The sequence below is a fragment of the Chromatium okenii genome, from assembly GCF_002958735.1.
GTDB lineage: Bacteria > Pseudomonadota > Gammaproteobacteria > Chromatiales > Chromatiaceae > Chromatium > Chromatium okenii_A.
The window spans coordinates 32,649-52,984 of the sequence record NZ_PPGH01000010.1 but is presented as its reverse complement, the minus strand read 5'-3'; the positions used below and the strand labels follow the sequence as shown (position 1 = coordinate 52,984).

The following is a 20,336-nucleotide window of genomic DNA, read 5'->3' as shown; positions in this document are numbered from 1 at the left end:
ATATCCGCTGCTGCATTACCGACAAATCACCTTCCCATGACTCCTGAAATCGCTGCAACTCACCCACTCGTGCATGAATTCACCGAGACACTTGCGGTGTGCGGTAAATTGCTTGATGCACTGTATTTAGTTATTCGCACGACCAGCAGCTTGGGCATTCCGCGAGCGGCGCTCTGTCTGCCTGATCCGGCAATTGACGATAAATTGGTGGTGCGATTGTCGCTGGGCATGGCGGGTGCGAGTAACAAGGTGTTAGCGCCCAGTGCGCCCGGAACGGTTGCGGCGTTTCAGGCTTACACCAGCGGGCATACGCTGTGGGTGAAAAACTACGCCGCCAGCAGTTATCAAGCGACTGATTTGGAAGAGTATTTGCGTATCAGCGGCGCGGTGCACATTCCTCTTAGCGCGGCAGCAGACCATTTCCCATTGACCAGTGGATTGCTGATTGCGGTTCCACGCATCTTTGACGACACCACGCCAGCAGTAATTGCGGTTTTAGAACACATTTGCCGTATTTTTGCGGAACATCTGCCGCGTCTTGCGCCAATTCCCGCATTTCCAGAGCGTAAAACTGCTGAACAACTGCCGTGGCAAACTGAATTATTTACTGCGTTACACGCCTGCCTGAATACCTCAAACATCGAAGAACTGTCGCATTTAACGCTCGATCACTGCCGCACTCTGACCGGCAGCGAGTTTGGATTTGTCGGTTATCGTGATCCCGCTACCGGTTTTCTCGTCACACCGACCATGACCCGCAACATCTTTGCGCAGTGTCAAGTTGCAGGAAAAACTGTGGTTTTTGAAAAGCCTAGCGGTTTGGGTGGCTGGGTGCTCGACAACCGTTTTCCCATTATTGCCAATGACCCGTTTTCACATCCGGCGAGTGTTGGCACTCCGCCCGGACATTTACCGATTCGCAAATTCATGGGTGTGCCTTGTGTTTCGCAAGGGCAATTGATGGGCATGATTGCGCTCGCCAATAAAGACAGCGATTACAACCACCAAGACCTCAGCATCGTTCAGGCATTTGCGGATATTTACGGCGCAGCAGTAGCGCGATTTCTATCGGAGCGCGAGTTGGTGGAATCGCGCAATCGTTTGATTTCACTGTATGAAAATGCGCCATGCGGTTATCACACCATCACTCCAGACGGACGCATCATCGAAATGAACGAGACGGCGCTGGCGCTGCTCGGACGCACCCGCAAGGACACTATTGATCAACTCAACGTCAATGACCTGCTCACCACGAAAGGGCAGGCGCTGTTAGCCGAACAAATTCAGGCGCTTAAACGTGGCGCCGCCGCACCGATTGAACTGCATTTCACCCGCACTGACGGCAGTCGGCTGCCAGTGCTGCATTCCGTGACTCAGATCACCGACCAACGCGGATTTACCCAAATGATCCGCTGCACCAGCGTTGATCTGCGCCAGCGCCAACATGCCGAGGAGCGCATTCGCAGTTTGAATCGCATTTATGCCGTGTTGAGCGGCATCAATGGCGCGATCGTGCGACTGCGCGAACCAGCGGCGCTTTATCAAGAAGCCTGCCGGATTGCGGTAGAAGTGGGCGGTTTTCGCATGGCATGGTTGGGGCTTGCCGATGCCGTCAATGGCGAAATTCGTTTATCGGCACAGGCAGGCGCAGTAGATGGTTATCTTGATCATCTGCACATTTCGCTGAATGAAGACGAACAAGGTTGCGGTCCCACCGGAGTGGCGCTGCGTCAAGGGCAACATGTCGTGTGCAATGACATCGCTGCTGATCCGCGCATGAAACCATGGCGCGATGCAGCACTGGCACTCGGTTATCGAGCCTCGGCTGCCTTTCCCATTCGAGTTGCCGGACAGGTGCTCGGCGTTTTCAATTTGTATGCCGACACCGCAGAATTTTTCGATACAACCGAATTAAACCTGCTGGATGAACTCACGCAAGACATTGGTTTTGCTATGGAATCAATGGAAAACGAGCGGCAACGCAAACAGACAGAAACGGCGTTGCAGCAGCAAAAAGACATTCTGGATCGCACCAGTCGGCTGGCGCAGGTCGGCGGTTGGGAGTTTGACGTGGCGACCGGCAGCGGTTTTTGGACTGCGGAAACGATGCGGATTATTGGCGTGACGCCGGATGTTTCCGCCACCATGAGCGCAGGTTTGACGATGTTCCACGGCGAGATGCGCCAGCGGCTTGAACGTGCACTGGATACAGCGATTAAACATGCACAACCCTATGAATTAGAATTAGAAATTACCACTTCAGCCGGTTCGCATAAATGGATACGCACCGTTAGGCAACCGATTGTGGAAAACGGGCGGGTGGTGCGGATGGAGGGCGCGATTCAGGACATCAGCAGTCGTAAACACGCCCAACTGCGAGCGCGACAAAGTGAAATTTTGCTCGATTCCGTGTTTCAGGTGCTGCCGGATTTGTTTTTCCTGATTGATCCAGACAGCACCATCCGCGACTATCGCGCCAGCCGTGACGCTGATCTTTATGTATCGCCAGCGGTTTTTCTCGGTAAACGCATCAGTGAAGTTTTACCATTAGAAGTTGCGCAACAATTCGATGACAGCATTGCACTGGTATTAGTGCACGGGAAATTGGTAACGTATGAATATTCGCTGTTAATGTCCAATGGTTTGCGGCATTTTGAGTCGCGGATCAATCGTTTGCCGGGAACAGCGCAATTGATTGCTGTAGTGCGTGATATTACTGAGCGCAAACATGCCGAGACCGCACTCTCACAACTCAATGCCGAATTAGAACAACGTGTCACGCAGCGCACTACTGAAATTGCCGCAGTAAATGCTGAATTAGAAACCTTTACTTATTCAGTCTCACACGATCTTAAAGCGCCCTTACGCGGCATTGATGGTTATAGTCGCTTGCTATTAGAAGATCATCTGCAACAATTGGATGAAGAAGGGCGATTATTTCTGCACAACGTGCGTCATGGCGTTGAGCAAATGGGGCAATTGATTGAAGATTTACTGGCGTATTCACGCATGGAGCGGCGCAATTTGCGCGGCGTGGCGTTAAATGTGCACGATCTGCTCACGCGAATCATTGCCGAACGCACAGCGGATATTGACGCTCGCCACGGGCGTGTGGTGATGGATTTCGATCCGCTGGCGCTGGTGTCCGCCGATCCTGACGGGCTGGCGCTGGTGCTGCGAAATCTGCTGGATAATGCGTTGAAATTCAGCCGTCTTGACACGCCACCGCTGATTACCATTACCGCAGAAACCGGCGAGCAATCGCTGATTCTTGCGATTCAAGACCACGGCATTGGTTTTGATATGCAATTCCATGACCGAATTTTTGAGATATTTCAACGGCTGCAACGCGCCGAAGATTATCCCGGTACGGGTATTGGGTTGGCGATTGTGCGTAAAGCGATGCAGCGCATGGGTGGACGGATTTGGGCGCAGAGTGTGCGCGGTGAAGGCACGACGTTTTTTGTGGAATTGCCGAACTACATCACGTTTAGTAATCAATAACGCTCAATTTTGAGCACGTTTTTAGAGACAATAACGTCCGATGACTTCTGATTTATCGCTGTTTTATGTGGTTTTACACGCCAGTTTGGTGGTGCAACTGGTGCTGCTGGTGCTGCTGCTGGCGTCGATCATTTCATGGACGATGATTTTTGATCGAGCGCGGATTTTTGCTGCTGCCCGCAAAAGCGCCAGCGCGTTCGAGGAGCAATTTTGGTCGGGCGGCGATTTGGGTGCGCTGTATCAAAACCTGAGTCAGAACAAGCGCCAGCAACGCGGATTACCGGCGATTTTCTGCGCGGGATTCAAAGAATATGTGCGAATGCGCAAAATCGAGGACAACGATGTAGCGACGATTTTGCACGGCTCGGAGCGGGCGATGCGCGTGGCATTGAGCCGCGAGTTGGATCGGCTGGAAAGCAATTTGACCTTTTTGGCGACGGTCGGCTCCACCAGTCCGTATGTCGGCTTGTTTGGCACGGTGTGGGGAATTATGCAATCGTTTCATGCGCTTGGTAACGTGGAGCAAGCGACGCTGGCACTGGTTGCGCCGGGCATTTCTGAGGCGTTGATTGCCACTGCGATTGGCTTGTTTGCGGCAATTCCGGCAGTGATTGCTTACAACCGTTACGCCAATCAGGTCGAACGGCTCGCCAACCGTTATGAGGAATTCATGGACGAATTTGTGGCGTTACTGCAACGACAAGGGCGCGGTTGAGCGGCGTCATCATGTTGAAATCATCGCGCCGTCAGCGTCGCCGCCCGTTATTGGCAGAAATCAACATCGTGCCTTATATCGACGTGATGCTGGTGTTATTGGTCATTTTCATGGTCACTGCGCCGCTGATCACGATGGGCGTTAAAGTCAATCTGCCGCAGGAAAAAGCGGGCGGTTTGGCCAGCCCAACGACGGAATCCGTCGTCATTACCGTCGATGCGTCCGGCAGCTATTTCATCGACATCGGTACAGACAAACATTTGCCGACCGGCGATCAGGCGCTGCATGACCGGCTCAAATTAGTGCTTGATCACAAACGCGAGACGCCAATTTTGGTACGCGCCGATCATCGGGTGGATTACGGGCGCGTCGTGCGGGCGATGGTGATTGCGCAAACCGCTGGCGCCCCGGATGTCGGACTGATTACCGTGCCACCAGAGCGCGGCAATCCCTAAACCATGTGGCGATTTCTCCGCCGTCAACGTGCTGCATTGCTGTCATCAGTCGCGCTGCATCTGGTTTTCGCTGCGTTGCTGTTGATTAGTGCGTACTTCACGCCACCGAAAAGCAAACCCGATGCGCGTCTTCATACGGTGAAAGCGCGTTTGGTAGAAATCCCCCAACCCCCCTTTTGCTAAGGGGGGCTAATCCTCCCGATGATGCAGCTCGCCGCGCTGCCGAACAGCAACGTCAAGCCGCTGAAATCGCTCGCGCTGCTGCGGCGCAGCGTCAACAGACTGAAGACGCAGCGCGTCGTGCTGCGGAACGTCAACGCCAAATCGCACAGCAACGCCAAACCGCTGAAGCTGCTCGCGTTGCAGCGGCACAGCGTGATGCAGAAGAAGCTGCTGCTGCCAAACGTCTTGCGGTTGAACAGGCGCGTCAGGTTGAACAACAACGTCAAGCTGCTGCCGCTGAGTTGAAGCGCCAGCGCCAAATTGCCGAAGAAACTGAACGTCGCGCTACTGCCGAACGCGAAGCCGAAACTGCTCGCGTCGCGGCGGCTCAACGTCAACAAGCTGAAGATGCAGCGCGGCAAGCTGCCGAGCGTGAACGCCAAATCGAACAGCAACTTCAATCTGCTGAAATCGCTAGACTTGAAACCGAGCGCCAGCAGAAAATCGCTGAAGAAGCTGAAAAGATGGTTGCTGTGGAAAAACAACGGTTTATGGAAGACCTCGCGCAACAGCAGCAGCGCGAGCAAGATCGGGAAGACGAATTATTAGCGGCGCTGGAATCGGAGCAATTGGCGCGAGAAGTCGGTCGTTACACGCCAGCAATTCAGGATCGCGTCCGCCAGTTTTGGCTGCGTCCGCCAGCGTCAAACCGTAATTTAGTCGCTGTCGTTTCGGTACGACTGATTCCCGGCGGCGATGTCGTGCCCAACAGCGTGCGCATCGTCACAAGCAGCGGCAATGCGGCATTTGATCAATCGGTGCTGGCTGCGGTGTATCAGGCATCTCCGCTGCCCGTGCCTGCTGGCGCAACTTTTGAACACTTCCGAGATTTCGATTTCACCTTTTCAGCGGAATAAACATCAATATGCGCAAAGACTTATCGTTATTGCTGCTCACGCTCATCGCCATGTTTGGCGGTATTAATTCGAGCCACGCTGCGCCTCGGCTCAACATCGAAATCACTGGCGGCGTCGAAGCCGCCCAACCGATTGCGGTTGTGCCGTTCGGAATGACCGACGGGCAAAATGCGCCAGTGGATGTTGCAGCCGTCATCAGCGCCGATCTCGCGCGCACCGGCAAATTCAAACCGCTGCCGGTCGCGGACATGTTGACCCAGCCGAGCACTCGTGAAGCGATTGATCCCCGCGATTGGCGACTGCTGGGCGTAAACACGCTGGTCATCGGGCAACTCACGCCGACCGAGGGCGGATTGCGGATCAGCGTGGTGATTTATGACGTGATGCGCGGCAGCGAATTGACCGCCACTGAGTTGGTGACGAGCACCGCTGGGCTGCGTCACACCGCACATCAAATCGCTGATTTAATTTATAAAACATTGACTGGTCAACCCGGCGTTGCTGCAACGCGCATCGCGTATGTCACCGCCAGCGGCAGCGGCGCAAAGCAAACCGTCAGTCTGCGCGTGGCGGATGCGGACGGCGAAAATCCGCAAACCATCATGTCCTCTGGTGAGCCGATTTTGTCGCCTGCGTGGTCGCCCGATGGTCAATTAATCGCGTATGTTTCTTTTGAAAATCAACGTTCTGCGATTTACATTCAGGATTTGCGCGGCGGGCAGCGCGTGTTGGTGGCGAGTTATTCCGGCATCAACAGTGCGCCAGCGTTTTCTCCCGACGGCAAGCGGCTGGCGATGACGCTGTCAAAAGACGGCAATTCAGAGATTTATGTGCTCGATTTAGTCAGCCGCGAATTGCGACGCCTGACCGATCATTTTGCGATTGATACCGAGCCAGCGTGGTCGCCGGATGGTCAGCAGTTGATTTTCACCAGCAATCGCGGCGGCAATCCGCAGATTTATCGAATGCCAGCGAGCGGTGGCGCAGCGGAACGGATCAGCGTCGAAGGTGATTACAACGTGTGCGCGTCATTCGCTCCCGATGGGCGCTCCATCGTGATGGTGACGCGGATCAACGGCGCATTGCGGATTGCGGTATTGGATGTAGAGCGCCAGCTCACGCGCCTGTTGACCAACGGCACGCTGGACGAATCGCCGAGTTTTGCGCCCAACGGTGCGCTGGTGATTTATGCCACGACCTACAACGGGCGCGGCGTGTTGGCAACGGTAGCGATTGAAGGCGGCAGCAGTTTGCGGTTGTCGCAAAGCAGCGGACAGATGCGCGAACCAGCGTGGTCACCGCCGCCGCTTGCTCGGACCGATGGCGGAACGGGCGCGACTGCTGGCAAGCGGTGGGTGGAAATCCCCCTAACCCCCCTTTTTCAAAGGGGGAAAATGGCGAGTCTTTTTCAAAGGGGAATGAGCAGATTTCCGAGGCGAAGCGGCTGACGCAGGGGCTTTAAGCCCCCCTTTGAAAAAGGGGGGTTGGGGGGATTTATCCAACGGAATCAAATGTCGCTTGCCGTTGCCGATCAAATCCGCCCGTCCCATGTCTTTCAACGCCTGCCGTAACAGCGGCCAATTCTCCGGGTCGTGATAACGCAAAAAGGCTTTCTGCAAACGGCGCTGGCGCTCACCGCGCACTACGAAAACTCGTTCAGAATTTCGCGTGACGGGTTTTAACGGATTGCGTTCGCTGTGATACATCGTCGAAGCCAGCGCCAGCGGCGTCGGCAAAAACGCCTGCACTTGATCCAGCCGAAACCCGTGTTGTTTTAGCCATAGCGCCAAGTTCAGCATGTCCTCGTCGGTCGTACCGGGATGCGCGGAGATGAAATACGGAATCAGATATTGCTCTTTGCCAGCCTCGCGGGAATAGCGATCAAACAATTCCTGAAACCGATCAAAACTCTCAATCCCCGGCTTCATCATTTTGCTCAACGGCCCGGATTCAGTGTGTTCCGGCGCGATCTTGAGATAGCCACCAACGTGGTGCATCACCAATTCCCGAATGTACGCCGGAGAACGCAGCGCCAAATCGTAGCGGACGCCCGATGCAATCAGCACCCGCTTGACACCAGTCACTGCCCGCGCTTTGCGATAAAGCTGAATCAGCGGCGCGTGATCGGTGTTGAGATTGCGGCAAATATCGGGATACAGGCAGGACAACCGCCGACAGGCTGCTGCCGCTCGCGGATTGCCACAATTCAACCGCCACATGTTGGCGCTCGGCCCACCCAAATCAGAAATCGTGCCGGTGAAATTGGGTGCGCGGTCACGAATATCCGCCACTTCGCGCAGGATCGAATCTTCCGACCGGCTCTGAATGACGCGCCCCTCGTGCTCGGTGATGGAGCAAAAAGTGCAACCGCCAAAACAGCCACGCACGATGTTGACCGAGTGCCGAATCATTTCCCACGCGGGCAGCCGCGCCGCGCCATAGCTCGAATGCGGACGGCGGCTGTAGGGCAATTCATACACGCGATCAAATTCTGCGCTCGTCAACGGAATCGGCGGCGGATTCAACCAGACATCGCGCTCGCCGTGCGCCTGCACCAGCGCCCGCGCATTGCTGGGATTGGTTTCTAAATGAAATAACCGCGAGGCGTGGGCGTAACTGACTGAATCGTCACGCACTTGCTCGAATGATGGCAGCCGCACAACGGTCAGTGCTCGTGTTGCAGTGCGGGATTCGGGTGCGGCGACCATTGCCGCGCTGGGTGGACAATTTGGTTCTTCTTCGTAGGGATTGTGAAGAAATCCCGCTTCTACTTTTGCATCAAATCCCCCCAACCCCCCTTTACTAAAGGGGGGCTTCTCTTCATCCCCCCTTTGCAAAAGGGGGCAGGGGGGATTTCTTCACGGCGCTTCATCCACGCTGTCCCGCGCAAATCACGAATATCGCCAATCGCTTCGCCTCGCGCCAGCCGATGCGCCAGCGCCACCACTGCCCGCTCGGCATTGCCAAAAATCAATAAATCAGCTTTAGAATCAACTAGCACCGAGCGGCGCACCGTCTCCGACCAATAATCAAAATGCGCAATCCGCCGCAAACTGGCCTCAATTCCGCCGAGCACAATCGGCACGCCTTTGAACGCTTCCCGCGCCCGCTGCGCGTAGACCGTCACCGAGCGATCAGGGCGACGACCGGGCGCTGCATCCGGCGTGTACGCATCATCGGAACGCGGGCGACGGTCGGCGGTATAGCGATTCACCATTGAATCCATATTGCCAGCGGTAATACCAAAAAACAGATTTGGTCGCCCCAACTGCTGAAAATCGGCAATTGAAGTCCAATCCGGCTGCGCAATGATGCCGACGCGAAAACCCTGCGCTTCCAATAGCCGCCCAATTATTGCCATACCGAATGACGGATGATCGACGTAAGCATCACCAGTGACCAGAATCACATCACAACTGTCCCAGCCGAGTTGCTCCATTTCATCACGAGAAATCGGCAATTCTGGCGCAATACCAAAACGTTTTGCCCAATACGGACGATAAGAAAAAATGTCGGCTGGCGTGGTCATTGGTGCGGAATTGCTCAATTAAAAATGATATTTTTTCATAAAAAACCCAGTGTGTTATTTGCTTGAATTAGCAACACACTGGGTTTATTGAATGCCGAAGCGTTCTGAATTAAACGTCTAAATTGCCAACATTGAGCGCGTTTTTCTCAATGAATAAACGACGCGGCTCTACTTGATCGCCCATCAGCGTGGTAAAAATCGAATCGGCTGCGACTGCATCTTCAATTGTCACGCGCAATAGCCGCCGCATTTCTGGGTTCATGGTCGTTTCCCACAGTTGTTCGGGATTCATTTCACCCAAACCTTTATAACGCTGGGTGCTATAACCGCGCTGCGCTTCTGCTAATAACCAGCGAATACCATCACCGAGATCGGTAATTGGTTTCATGCGCTCGCCACGAGTGATGTACGCATCGGGCTGAAGTAATCCGCTCAACGTTTGCCCGAATTCAATGATCTTGTGGTAATCAATCGAACGGAAAAATTCAATTGGAATGCTACGTGATTCGGGAATGCCATGCACCAATCGCGTCAATTCAATCGTGGTTGGCTTACTCAATAACGGATCAATATCACTGCGAATCCGATAATGCAATGCGACCGAATCCTGTTGATTCAATCGTGCTTCTAACACATTGCACCAACTCTGAAAATGCTCGGCATCAGCAATCAGCGCATCGGTGACGGGCGGCAAATGAATGAGATGCCCTAAAAATACTGCATCATAACGCTGTTCCAGCCGTTGAACGATTTTCATAATGACGCTGTGATCTCGCGCCAATGATTCCAATGCCGTTCTCGCTAATGGTGGCGCATCAGCAGTGACGAATAAATCCGCACCATCAAGCGCCACTTGCAGCATTGCTCGATTCAGTGCTGCTTCATCCAGCAAATACTCTTCTTGCTTACCCTTTTTAATCTTAAACAATGGGGGCTGGGCAATGTAAATATAGCCGCGTTCAATCAACTCGGGCATTTGCCGATAAAAGAACGTCAATAACAACGTCCGAATATGCGCACCATCAACATCCGCATCCGTCATAATAATGATGCGGTGATAACGCAACTGATCTGGGTTGTATTCTTCACGACCAATGCCACAACCCAGCGCAGTAATGAGCGTGCCGACTTCAACTGAGGCTAACATCTTGTCAAAACGTGCTTTTTCGACATTCAAAATCTTGCCTTTCAATGGCAAAATCGCTTGAAAAGAACGATCGCGTCCCTGTTTTGCTGAACCGCCAGCCGAATCACCTTCAACCAAATATAACTCTGATTTTGCTGGGTCTTTCTCCTGACAATCCGCCAATTTACCCGGCAATCCTGCAATATCAAGCACACCTTTACGGCGCGTCATTTCCCGCGCTTTCCGCGCTGCTTCTCGCGCCCGTGCTGCATCCAGCATCTTATTGGCGATGATTTTTGCTTCGGCAGGTTGTTCTTCAAGAAACGAATTCAATTGCTCAACCACGAGCGATTCAACAACGCCTTTCACTTCAGATGAAACCAATTTATCTTTGGTCTGTGAGGAGAATTTTGGATCAGGAACCTTCACCGATAAGACTGCGGTCAAACCTTCTCGCGCATCATCACCAATGGGGCGAATTTTTTGAGTGCGATCTAATCCTTCGCGTTCAATATAACCATTCAATGTGCGCGTTAATGCAGCGCGAAATCCGGCTAAATGTGTGCCGCCATCTTTCTGCGGAATGGTGTTGGTGTAGCAGAAAATCGTTTCCTGATAACTGCTATTCCATTGAATCGCTAATTCAACGCCAATGGAATTGCGTTCGGTGCTGAAATAAATCACCGTGGGATGAATCGCTTCTTTATTCAGATTGAGATTTTCAACGAAAGCACGAATTCCGCCTTGATATTCAAAGACGTCGCTGCGTTCCGTCGTTTCATCATTTAATGCAATGCGCACACCGGAATTCAAAAATGACAGTTCGCGCAGGCGTTTGGCTAAAATGTCGTAGTGAAAATCGAGATTGGTAAAAATAATATCTGAGGGATAAAAGCGAATCTCAGTGCCTTTTTGCGTGGTCTCGGCAACTTGGCGCAGTGGGTATTGTGGAACGCCGAGTTGATATTCCTGTTCATACGCCCAGCCGCCGCGATAAATGCGCATGATTAACCGTTCGGATAACGCATTGACGACGGAAACACCAACGCCATGTAATCCGCCAGAAACTTTATAAGAATTGTCATCAAACTTACCGCCAGCATGAAGCACGGTCATAATGACTTCTGCGGCCGAACGATTTTCTTCTGCGTGAATATCAACGGGAATGCCGCGTCCATCATCCAATACAGAAACGGAACCGTCGGCATGGATAACGACGTTGATATTAGTGCAATGACCGGCGAGCGCTTCATCAATTGCGTTATCAACGACTTCAAAGACCATGTGATGCAAACCGGTTCCATCATCGGTGTCACCGATATACATGCCCGGACGTTTGCGCACTGCATCTAATCCACGCAGCACTTTGATATTGGTTGAATCGTAAGTCATTAACATAATCCTAATAAGCGATCTTGATTAGTGCAATAGCATCTGCACTAATTGAGATCAATAAACAATATGACGCAAACACATGAATCGTTAAGACAGAGTATCACTCACCGGCAATGGTCATCTGGTCAATTAACCATGAACCGGTGCGAATTCTGCCGACAAAATCGCAGTCGTTGCCAATGTCAACCAGACCCGCAAACATGGTTTTCAGGTTGCCGGCAATGGTGATTTCTTCGACCGGATATTGGATTTCGCCGCGTTCGACCCAGAAGCCAGCCGCGCCCTGTGAATAATCGCCGGTGACGAGGTTGACACCGTGCCCCATCAATTCCGTCACCATTAAGCCGGTGTGAAGTTCGCGCAACATGGCGGCGCGGTCGCGTTCGCCCATGACGACGTGCACATTGCGGACGCCGCCTGCGTTGCCGGTGGTCGGTAAACCGAGTCGGCAGCCGGAATACACGCTGAGTAAATAGGTTTGGAGCACGCCGTTGGTGATGAAATCTTTGGCGCGAGTGGCAACGCCGTCGCCGTCGAACGGGGCGCTGGCGAGACCACGCGGCAAGTGCGGCAGCTCGTGAATGCGGACAAATTTGGGAAAGATGCGCTCGCCGACTTGGTCGAGCAGAAAGCTGGCGCGGCGATAAATACTGCCGCCGCTGATCGCGGAAATCAGACCGCCCAATAATCCAGATGCGATGTCGGCACGAAATAACACCGGCGTTTGCTGCGTGGGAATGCGACGAGCGCCGAGCCGAGCGACGGTGCGGGCAGCGGCGCGTTCGCCAACTTGCTGGGCGGATTCCAAATCTTGGGCGCAGCGGGCGCTTGTCCACCACGCATCGCGCTGCATCTGGTCGCCGTCTTGTCCAATCACGGCGCAATCGAGGCTGTGGCGCGTGGTCGGATAACCGCCGATGAAGCCGTGGCTGTTGCCGACAACGTGAATACTGGAATGCGACGACAGGCTGGCTCCTTCCGAATTGACGATGCGCGGATCGTAACTGCGAGCAGCGTCTTCGCAATTGACCGCGAGTGCAATTGCGTCTTCCACGCGCATCGCCCACGGATGATAAAGATCAAGATCGGGACAGGCAGTCGCCAGCAATTCTGGTGGAGCGAGATGGGCGCAGCGGTCTTCTTGGGTTTGGCTGGCGATGACACACGCCGCTTTGACTGCATCGCGCACTGCTGCGGGACTGAGATCAGAAGTGCTGGCCGAGCCTTTGCGATGACCGAAATACACGGCAATGGCCAGCCCGTTATCGCGGGTGTGTTCCACGGTTTCCACTTCGCCCAGCCGCACTGCAACATCCAGCCCGGCGCTGCTGCCGACTGAGGCTTCAGCGGCGCTAGCGCCTTGGCGTTTGGCTTCTTTCAACAGGTCTTCAATGATGTCTTGCAGGCGAGCGAGGCGCTCGGCGGTATCTTCGGTGCTGGTGATTGGCATGAACGGTCCTTTGAAATGCGATTTTGAACTATTGAGAATAGCGAATCATCGGTTATGATTACCGAGTCGGATGCGTAGACAGTTTACCATTCGGCAATTTCAGGAGAGATGGCTGAGTGGTTTAAAGCGGCGGTCTTGAAAACCGTTGACTCGTAAGGGTCCGGGGGTTCGAATCCCTCTCTCTCCGCCAACGATTCCGAACCATCCGCACGACTTCCCACAAAACACCTTTCCTCCGCACGATTCCGCAGTGCTTCAAAAATCCTGATGATTTGGTTGATCATTGTCATCAATGACATTGCTGATAAAATTTTCAAACTTCGTATAGTGTCCAATAAAGGTTAAGCGCGTGGTGCCAATTGGACCATTACGCTGTTTAGCAATAATGATTTCAGCAGTTCCCGCATCTTTACTCTCTTTGTTATAAACCTCATCGCGGTAAATAAATACAATGAGGTCTGCATCCTGTTCCAATCCGCCTGATTCGCGTAAATCCGACATGACTGGACGTTTATTTTGCCGTTGTTCTAAACTGCGATTTAATTGCGACAACGCAATCACTGGGATATTCAACTCTTTTGCCAAAGCCTTCAGTGAACGAGAAATAGCTGCTACTTCAGTAGCGCGGTTTTCACTGCTACTTGGCTCCTGCATCAATTGCAGATAGTCAATCACAATTAAACCTAAATCGTCCCATTCTCGCTTTAAGCGTCGAGCGCGTGTGCGTAATTCTGTTGGTGAAAGTGCTGGCGTGTCATCAATAAATAAACGCACAGCATTCAATTGACTCGCAGCCGCAGTTAAACGCGGCCAATCATCATCGTTTAATTTACCAGTTCGCACCTTTTTTTGATCAATACGACCAACTGAAGACAGCATTCGCATTGCTAATGAATCGCCAGGCATTTCCATACTAAAAATTGCAACCGCACGTTCAGAATTCAATGCAACGTATTCTGCAATGTTCATCGCTAATGCGGTTTTTCCCATTGAAGGTCGCCCAGCGATAATAATTAAATCAGCAGGTTGCAATCCTGAAGTCATTTCATCGAAATCAGTAAAACCCGTGGCTAATCCAGTAAGATGTTCTTCAGATTGATAAAGCGCATCCACTCGCGCAATGGCTTTATTTAGCAGCGTTTTTAATGGTTGAAAACCACCACCACCGCGAGATTCCTGTTCGGCAATCGCAAAAATCTGTCGTTGCGCATCATCGAGAAGTTCGGCTGCTTTACGCCCATTAGGATGATAGCCGCTATCAGAAATTGTCACCCCGGCGGCAATCATTTGCCGCAATACCGACGTTTGCCGCACGATACCAGCATAAATCTGAATGTTCGCTGCGCTCGGCGTGTCGCGGATTAGTGTGACTAAATAGGCTTGACCGCCAACATTTTCGATTTGTTTTTTGCGTTCAAGTGTTTCCGTCAATGTGACTAAATCAAATGGATGGTTATCGGTGGCGAGAGTGCTAATTGCACCAAAAATTAAGCGATGTTCCTGCCGATACAGGTCTTTTTCCGTAACGATTTCGGCGACTTTTTCCCAAGCATTGTTATCAAGCATCAATCCGCCGAGTAGAGCTTGTTCGGCGTGAAGGCTATGCGGGGGGATGCGAATGTCGTTAGAAGTGATTTCCCACGGGTTTTTCATCGTGTCATTCCGATTGCAATAGCCGCCAAAGCAGCGTTATCAGAATGATGCCAGCAGCGTGAATAGGTGACTTTAGATTGTGCGGAAAATTGAAATTCTGAATTGCGAGTGCAGTATCAAATACAGATACTGGGAGCATCAAAAACGTGCGGGCATTTGCCCCAGCAATGCTGGGGCGCGGGATAAACTATTAGGCTTCAGGAATGATGTCGAGCTTAATGACTGCATCAATGTCTGCGTAAAGATGTAATGTTACATCGTATTCACCAGCAATACGGAATGGGCCATTTAACAGGCGCACTTCCGATTTGTTGAGTGCAAATCCAGCTTCTTGGGCTGCAGCAGCGATGTCGGCAGTGCCAACAGAACCGAATAAGCGACCTTCATCTCCAGCTTTACGCGCTAACGTTAAACGTACACCATTAAATTGCGCTTGACGTGCTTTAGCCGCAGCTAGCAATTCCGCTGCTGTGCGTTCCAATTCAGCGCGTCGTGCTTCAAAGGCTTCCAAGTTCGCAACAGTCGCTGAAACCGCTAAACCTGTCGGAACTAAGTAATTCCGACCATAGCCAGCACGCACCTTGACTTTGTCACCAAGGACGCCCAAATGAGCGACATTTTTTAATAGGATGACTTCCACAAATAGATTCCTCAGTTAAAAGCTAAAATCAGCGGCGCAATCAATGCCCGTCGGTATAGGGCAATAATGCCAAGAAGCGAGCACGCTTAACCGCTTGTGCGAGCTGGCGCTGATACTTTGCTGAGGTTCCGGTAATACGACTCGGGACAATTTTACCCGATTCACTGATATAAGCCTTCAGCAGATTGAGGTCTTTATAATCGATCTCAGCAATGCCTTCAGCGGTGAAACGGCAATAGCGTTTGCGGCGAAAAAAACGTGACATATTGAACTCTCCGTAACTGAAAATTTAAGCGGAAATCATCGCAAATGAACGATCAATCATCACGATTGGAATCATCCCGACGAAAATCGTCGCTAGGGATTTCAGGACGTTCACGTTCATCACCGCCTTTCGTTAACGGAGATGCTTCGGTCACTGCCGCATTGCGTAAAATAATCATGTTACGCAGTACCGCATCATTAAAACGAAATGCACTTTCAAGCTCGTTAATCGCTTCTTGATCGCATTCCACATTCATTAAAATGTAATGCGCTTTATGCACTTTGTTAATTGGATAAGCCAGCGGACGCCGACCCCAATCTTCCATACGATGAACAATACCACCGCGCTTTTCCAAGTTGCCTTGATAACGCTCGATCATTCCTGGTACTTGCTCGCTCTGGCTTGGATGCACCAGAAAAACTACTTCGTAATGTCGCATTGCTGCTCCCTTCGGATTGACAGCCTCCCATGAAACAGTGAGGCAAGGAGATTCTGCTACTAAAACCTATGAAAGTCTCAAAGGTCTGTATACGCCGTCCCTGCCATTGCCTTGAAAGGATTTCAAGGTCTTATATGACTCTTGCGTATAGATTAGCGTCCAACCGTAGCGTGTCTGGACGGTGCAAAAAGCACACAAAACAGCATATCGATACGCCTAAGCCCGTGTCAAGTGACGATAAAAAGCCATGTTTTCTAAGAAAGCACAGATTTTAGTCAACAGTTACGAGCCCTTAAACAACGGGGAATTGAACGTCATACTTGAAATGAGCGTTTTTTGAACAGCCTAGCCAGATAATTTTGGTTAAACGCTGGCTTGATTGGAAAGCAACCCGAGCCCAAACTGGCAACGTCACAGTACATTAGAATATCGGAGGATAATAATGAGCGTTGAGCATGATTTTGGTTCACTGCGCAGTTCCAGCCTCAGTAGCGGTCTCACTGACCAACAGTTGAGGCGCTTGCTGGTATTGCTTGTTGCCGTCGTCTCGCCGACGGAGAAATCCTGATCCATGAAGGCGATGTCACGAATAGCCTGCATGTGATTACCGAAGGTGCACTTGCCGTCACCCGTGACATGGGAAAAGGTGAATACACCACCATTCATGTATTGCACACTGGTGATTTAGCGGGAGAAATGGGTTTTATTAGCGGCAAACCACACACTGCAACACTGCGCTCGCTCGGACGAACACAAATCTGCACCGTTGAGCGTGAGGCATTTGAATCATTGTTAATTGAGCATCCATGGCTGGTGTATCGCGTCATGCAAACTATTGTGCGCGTCAGTCAAGATATTTTGCGACGAATGAACGCGCAACACGTTGAACTCACTAAATATGTTAGCAGCTCTCACGCTTTGTATTGATTACAAAGCAACAATACCGGGCAAGCGGGACTTCTATACTTCATTTTTTTCCTATTAGATGTCGTCGTTTGCCCAGAACTTTAATGATTACAACCAACGATCTCAGTACGTTGACGACTTTGATGTTTACGATGTTGTTCAAGTGCATTGGCTAATTCCTGCAGCGTAATTTTACCTTGCTTAACAAGAATTTCGCCTAAGGGAATATGCTGTTGATTTGCTGATTTTAGAAGCGCATTACAATCATCAAATGGCAGGATTTTTAACGCATCAATCGCCTGACAAAAAGTCGTCATTTTTTCCCATTGATAAGCACGAGCACGTTTCACATCCTCCAACGATAACAACCCTTTTTCAACTACACGAAATAACGGACTTGCATTCAAATCTTTTTGTACTCGTACTGCCTCTACAATATCTCTTTCCATTAAAATTCCATTCAGTATTAAAAAGCGTCCAAATAACACTGGAACATCTAAGAATTCCATTGCGTTGTTATTCATCACCAGTTCCCGCCATCAGGTCTTTTTTCGTGACCACTACGATTCCAGAATCGGAGACCGTAAAGCGTTCACGATCACGTTTAGAATCACAACCAATTTGCTCATTGGGCGAAATTTCAATTTCTTTTTCAACAATACAATTTCGCAAATACGCACCCGCACCAACAATCACTCCATCAAACAGAATTGATGCTTCGACAATTGCGCCATCTTGCACCTTTACTCGTGGAAATAGAATGGAGTGATTCACGCCACCACCACTGATCACCGTACCCGCAGCTAACATCGAATTAATAAAAACACCTTCATTACCGCTGGCTGCGCCGGGCACGGTACGCGCTGGCGGATATTGTCCTTGATAGGTGTTAATTGTCCAATTGGGTTGATAAAGATTTAATGGCGGCTCGGCACGCAACAGTGCCATATTGGATTGATAATAAGCATCAATTGATGATAAATCGGTCCAATAACGATCTGGCGTGACCCGCCCGCGCATTTGCCCAAAACGATAAGCATAAACACGATGTTCTGAAGTAAGTGGCGCAATTAAATCGAGTGCTAAATTGTTATCTGGTAATGTTCCGCGCTCAATTCTTGTTAACTGATTTAATAAAAATTGTTTATCGAACAAATAAACGCCCATCGTCGCAAAATAATTTTCATTATCAATGTTTTGTAATTCTTCAACGGTGATCGGCTGCTGAAATTCAGCAACACGTTCATCTTGGCTTACAATAACCCGTGCTTGCGTTCCCGTATCCAATCCAGAGGTTTCTCGAACCGCTACTGTAATTTCCGCATTGGATTCACGATGTGCGCGTACCAATTCAGCATAATCCATACGGTAAACCGCATTTCCATCAAGCACTAAAACGTGGCTAGCACGGTTGCGTTCAATAAGATAACGGTTTTGACGAATGGCATCAAAAGGTCCCGCATACCATTCTTGGCTTTCGCGCATTTGTGGTGGAACCGGCGTAATAAATTCGCTCAGTTCTGGATTAAATAGTGACCAGCCATCGCGTAAATGTTTATGCAGCGAATGACTTTTATATTGCGTTAATACTAAAACTTGCCGCAATCCAGAATGCAAACAATTTGCAGCGTAAAATCAATGACACGATATTTACCGCCAAATGGCACTGCTGCTTTTGTGCGATGTAGTGTTAAAGGATTCGGGCCTATTCCACGATCAATCGCAAGAACAAGAATTAACGTATCAGCAGACATCGTAATGATTCCATAAAGGGAAAAAAGGCGGCGCACAGTCTAGCGATAACTGCTGCGCTTGTTTAGTTGATAAATCGTTATTCTCATTTAACGGTTAATTTCGCAGTTTACGCTTGAAACAACGCGGCTGCTGCTATTGGCGCAGATGGAAAATACAGATGCAAATAGCTCGCTCGCACCGCGCCCAGTCGATAAAACGGTTCGCCGGGCTGCCCGTCACGCTGCCGGCGACTAAAACCGCACGGCGTTACCGGCGTTTCCAGCGTCGAATGGTGAAAACTGTGGCCGCGCAAACAGCCGTGCGCGTGTCGAGCGCCTGCATTCCCACCCCGCCAGCCGCGTGTGCAACCGTCCGCGCCCGCTAAAATGCCGGTCAACGCCGCGCCATTTCCGGTTTGATCGGTTAAATACTCCAGCAAATACAACATTCCACCGCATTCGGCATACAGCGGACGACCGGCAGCGACATGCGCCCGCAGCGCCTGCGTCATGCCGGTATTTGCTGCCAGCGCGGGCAAATGCAGTTCGGGATAACCGCCCGGCAAATAGACTGCATCGGCATCAATCTCGTGATCGGCGAGCGGTGAAAAAAACTGCAATTCCGCGCCCAACGCTTTGAGTGTGCGCAAATTATCTGCGTACAAAAACGAAAATGCTGCATCACGCGCCACGGCAATGCGCAGTCCGGCGAGCAGTTGCGGCAACGGCAATGCGACCGGCGGCGATAAAAATTCAATCGGTTTCGGCAATTGCGCCAGCGCCGTTGCCTCAACTCCGTTGGCTGCTGCATCAAGACGTTGTTCCAAATCAGCAATTTCTTCCGCTTGCACCAAACCCAGATGCCGACTCGGCAGCTGCGCTGCTTCCGGCATTCGCGGCAAACCGCCGAGATAACGCACCGTCGCCGGCATTCCGGCTTGAATCATCTCGGCGTGACGGGCGCTGGCGACACGATTGGCAAGCACTCCAGCAAATCAGCGTCGGGCGATACTGCGCCAGCCCCAGCGCCAACGCCCCGAACGTTTGTCCCATGCCCGCGCATCAAGCAGCGCCGCGACCGGAATCGCAAACCGCTCGGCAAATCGCGCCGACGGATTGCCGTCAAACAAACCCATCGCGCCCTCAATCAGAATCAGCTCGGCTTCGCCGCGTCATACACGCCCGCTGGCAGTCGTTTCGCCGACCATCCACAAATCCAAGCGGCTTGACTTCCGCACCGCTGGCGCACTGCAAAATCATCGGATCGAGAAAATCCGGCCGGTTTTGAACACGCGCACTTGCCGCCCCAATCGGCGGTGATACCGCGCCAGCGCCGCAACCAACGTCGTTTTGCCTGCCCAGAAGCAGTCGCGGTGACAAACAGCGCCGGACAACTGCGCGATGGTGGTAAATTTGCATGTGAATCAACGTGATAATGGATGATTGG

Annotated in this window: 15 protein-coding genes, 1 tRNA gene and 3 pseudogenes; 9 read left to right on the top strand and 10 right to left on the bottom strand. The window is 51.5% G+C overall.

Annotated elements, in window-relative coordinates:
- The first annotated feature begins 36 nt into the window (after window positions 1-36).
- Genes CXB77_RS01155 through tolB form a run of 6 tightly spaced genes read left to right on the top strand, consistent with a single transcriptional unit; the run spans window position 37 to window position 7,201 of the window.
- Complete coding sequence (locus CXB77_RS01155; protein WP_105072473.1) at window positions 37-3,504, top strand: GAF domain-containing protein; 3,468 nt, start codon at window positions 37-39, stop codon at window positions 3,502-3,504.
- A 40-nt stretch (window positions 3,505-3,544) separates the two neighbouring features.
- On the top strand, window positions 3,545-4,219 hold the full coding sequence (gene tolQ, locus CXB77_RS01150) for a protein TolQ (protein WP_105072472.1): 675 nt from the start codon (window positions 3,545-3,547) through the stop codon (window positions 4,217-4,219).
- Window positions 4,220-4,230: 11 nt separating this feature from the next.
- Window positions 4,231-4,674 (top strand): protein TolR, encoded by a 444-nt coding sequence (gene tolR / locus CXB77_RS01145; RefSeq protein ID WP_105072519.1) that lies wholly within the window; start codon window positions 4,231-4,233, stop codon window positions 4,672-4,674.
- Window positions 4,675-4,677: 3 nt separating this feature from the next.
- Window positions 4,678-4,857, top strand: coding sequence for a cell envelope integrity protein TolA (locus CXB77_RS01140; protein WP_105072471.1), 180 nt, complete (start codon window positions 4,678-4,680; stop codon window positions 4,855-4,857).
- Window positions 4,851-5,753, top strand: a complete 903-nt coding sequence (gene tolA / locus CXB77_RS01135) for a cell envelope integrity protein TolA (RefSeq protein WP_105072470.1) — start codon at window positions 4,851-4,853, stop codon at window positions 5,751-5,753. Before CXB77_RS01140 ends, tolA begins: the two co-directional genes overlap by 7 nt.
- Window positions 5,754-5,761: 8 nt before the next feature.
- Window positions 5,762-7,201 carry a Tol-Pal system beta propeller repeat protein TolB gene (gene tolB / locus CXB77_RS01130; RefSeq protein ID WP_105072469.1) on the top strand — a complete coding sequence of 480 codons (1,440 nt, stop codon included), beginning with the start codon at window positions 5,762-5,764 and terminating at the stop codon, window positions 7,199-7,201.
- On the opposite strand, the pseudogene CXB77_RS20665 reads toward tolB, so the two are convergent.
- The 3 genes and pseudogenes from CXB77_RS20665 to pmbA all read right to left on the bottom strand — a co-directional run bounded on the left by CXB77_RS20665 (window position 7,121) and on the right by pmbA (window position 13,253).
- Window positions 7,121-9,282: pseudogene (locus tag CXB77_RS20665) on the bottom strand (YgiQ family radical SAM protein). The gene tolB and the pseudogene CXB77_RS20665 overlap by 81 nt on opposite strands.
- Window positions 9,283-9,391: 109 nt before the next feature.
- Window positions 9,392-11,800: a DNA topoisomerase (ATP-hydrolyzing) subunit B gene (gyrB, locus tag CXB77_RS01120; protein WP_105072518.1), complete on the bottom strand. Its 2,409-nt coding sequence runs from the start codon at window positions 11,798-11,800 to the stop codon at window positions 9,392-9,394.
- A gap of 103 nt (window positions 11,801-11,903) precedes the next feature.
- Entirely contained in the window at window positions 11,904-13,253 is a 1,350-nt protein-coding gene (gene pmbA / locus CXB77_RS01115) for a metalloprotease PmbA (protein WP_105072468.1), read from the bottom strand.
- Between the two features lie 102 nt (window positions 13,254-13,355).
- On the opposite strand from pmbA, the gene CXB77_RS01110 reads away from it, so the two are divergent.
- Window positions 13,356-13,443: transfer RNA gene (locus CXB77_RS01110), tRNA-Ser, on the top strand.
- Window positions 13,444-13,508: 65 nt separating this feature from the next.
- Here CXB77_RS01110 and dnaB read toward each other — a convergent pair.
- From dnaB to rpsF, 4 genes are all read right to left on the bottom strand, one after another.
- Window positions 13,509-14,906: a replicative DNA helicase gene (gene dnaB / locus CXB77_RS01105; protein WP_105072467.1), complete on the bottom strand. Its 1,398-nt coding sequence runs from the start codon at window positions 14,904-14,906 to the stop codon at window positions 13,509-13,511.
- A gap of 190 nt (window positions 14,907-15,096) precedes the next feature.
- Entirely contained in the window at window positions 15,097-15,546 is a 450-nt protein-coding gene (gene rplI / locus CXB77_RS01100) for a 50S ribosomal protein L9 (RefSeq protein WP_105072466.1), read from the bottom strand.
- 40 nt (window positions 15,547-15,586) lie between these two features.
- Entirely contained in the window at window positions 15,587-15,811 is a 225-nt protein-coding gene (gene rpsR / locus CXB77_RS01095) for a 30S ribosomal protein S18 (RefSeq protein WP_105072465.1), read from the bottom strand.
- A 52-nt stretch (window positions 15,812-15,863) separates the two neighbouring features.
- Window positions 15,864-16,250, bottom strand: a complete 387-nt coding sequence (rpsF, locus tag CXB77_RS01090; protein ID WP_105072464.1) for a 30S ribosomal protein S6 — start codon at window positions 16,248-16,250, stop codon at window positions 15,864-15,866.
- Window positions 16,251-16,692: 442 nt separating this feature from the next.
- On the opposite strand from rpsF, the gene CXB77_RS22740 reads away from it, so the two are divergent.
- Both CXB77_RS22740 and CXB77_RS01085 read left to right on the top strand, forming a co-directional pair.
- On the top strand, window positions 16,693-16,818 hold the full coding sequence (locus tag CXB77_RS22740; protein ID WP_277949319.1) for a hypothetical protein: 126 nt from the start codon (window positions 16,693-16,695) through the stop codon (window positions 16,816-16,818).
- A 32-nt stretch (window positions 16,819-16,850) separates the two neighbouring features.
- Entirely contained in the window at window positions 16,851-17,177 is a 327-nt protein-coding gene (locus tag CXB77_RS01085) for a cyclic nucleotide-binding domain-containing protein (RefSeq protein ID WP_242445310.1), read from the top strand.
- A gap of 80 nt (window positions 17,178-17,257) precedes the next feature.
- Here CXB77_RS01085 and CXB77_RS01080 read toward each other — a convergent pair whose 3' ends face one another.
- The 3 genes and pseudogenes from CXB77_RS01080 to CXB77_RS01070 all read right to left on the bottom strand — a co-directional run bounded on the left by CXB77_RS01080 (window position 17,258) and on the right by CXB77_RS01070 (window position 20,330).
- Window positions 17,258-17,680: a hypothetical protein gene (locus CXB77_RS01080; protein WP_172452475.1), complete on the bottom strand. Its 423-nt coding sequence runs from the start codon at window positions 17,678-17,680 to the stop codon at window positions 17,258-17,260.
- Window positions 17,673-18,910: pseudogene (locus CXB77_RS01075) on the bottom strand (glucose-1-phosphate adenylyltransferase family protein). Before CXB77_RS01075 ends, CXB77_RS01080 begins: the two are co-directional and overlap by 8 nt.
- 107 nt (window positions 18,911-19,017) lie before the next feature.
- A pseudogene (locus CXB77_RS01070) lies at window positions 19,018-20,330 on the bottom strand (cobyrinate a,c-diamide synthase).
- Window positions 20,331-20,336: the final 6 nt, after the last annotated feature.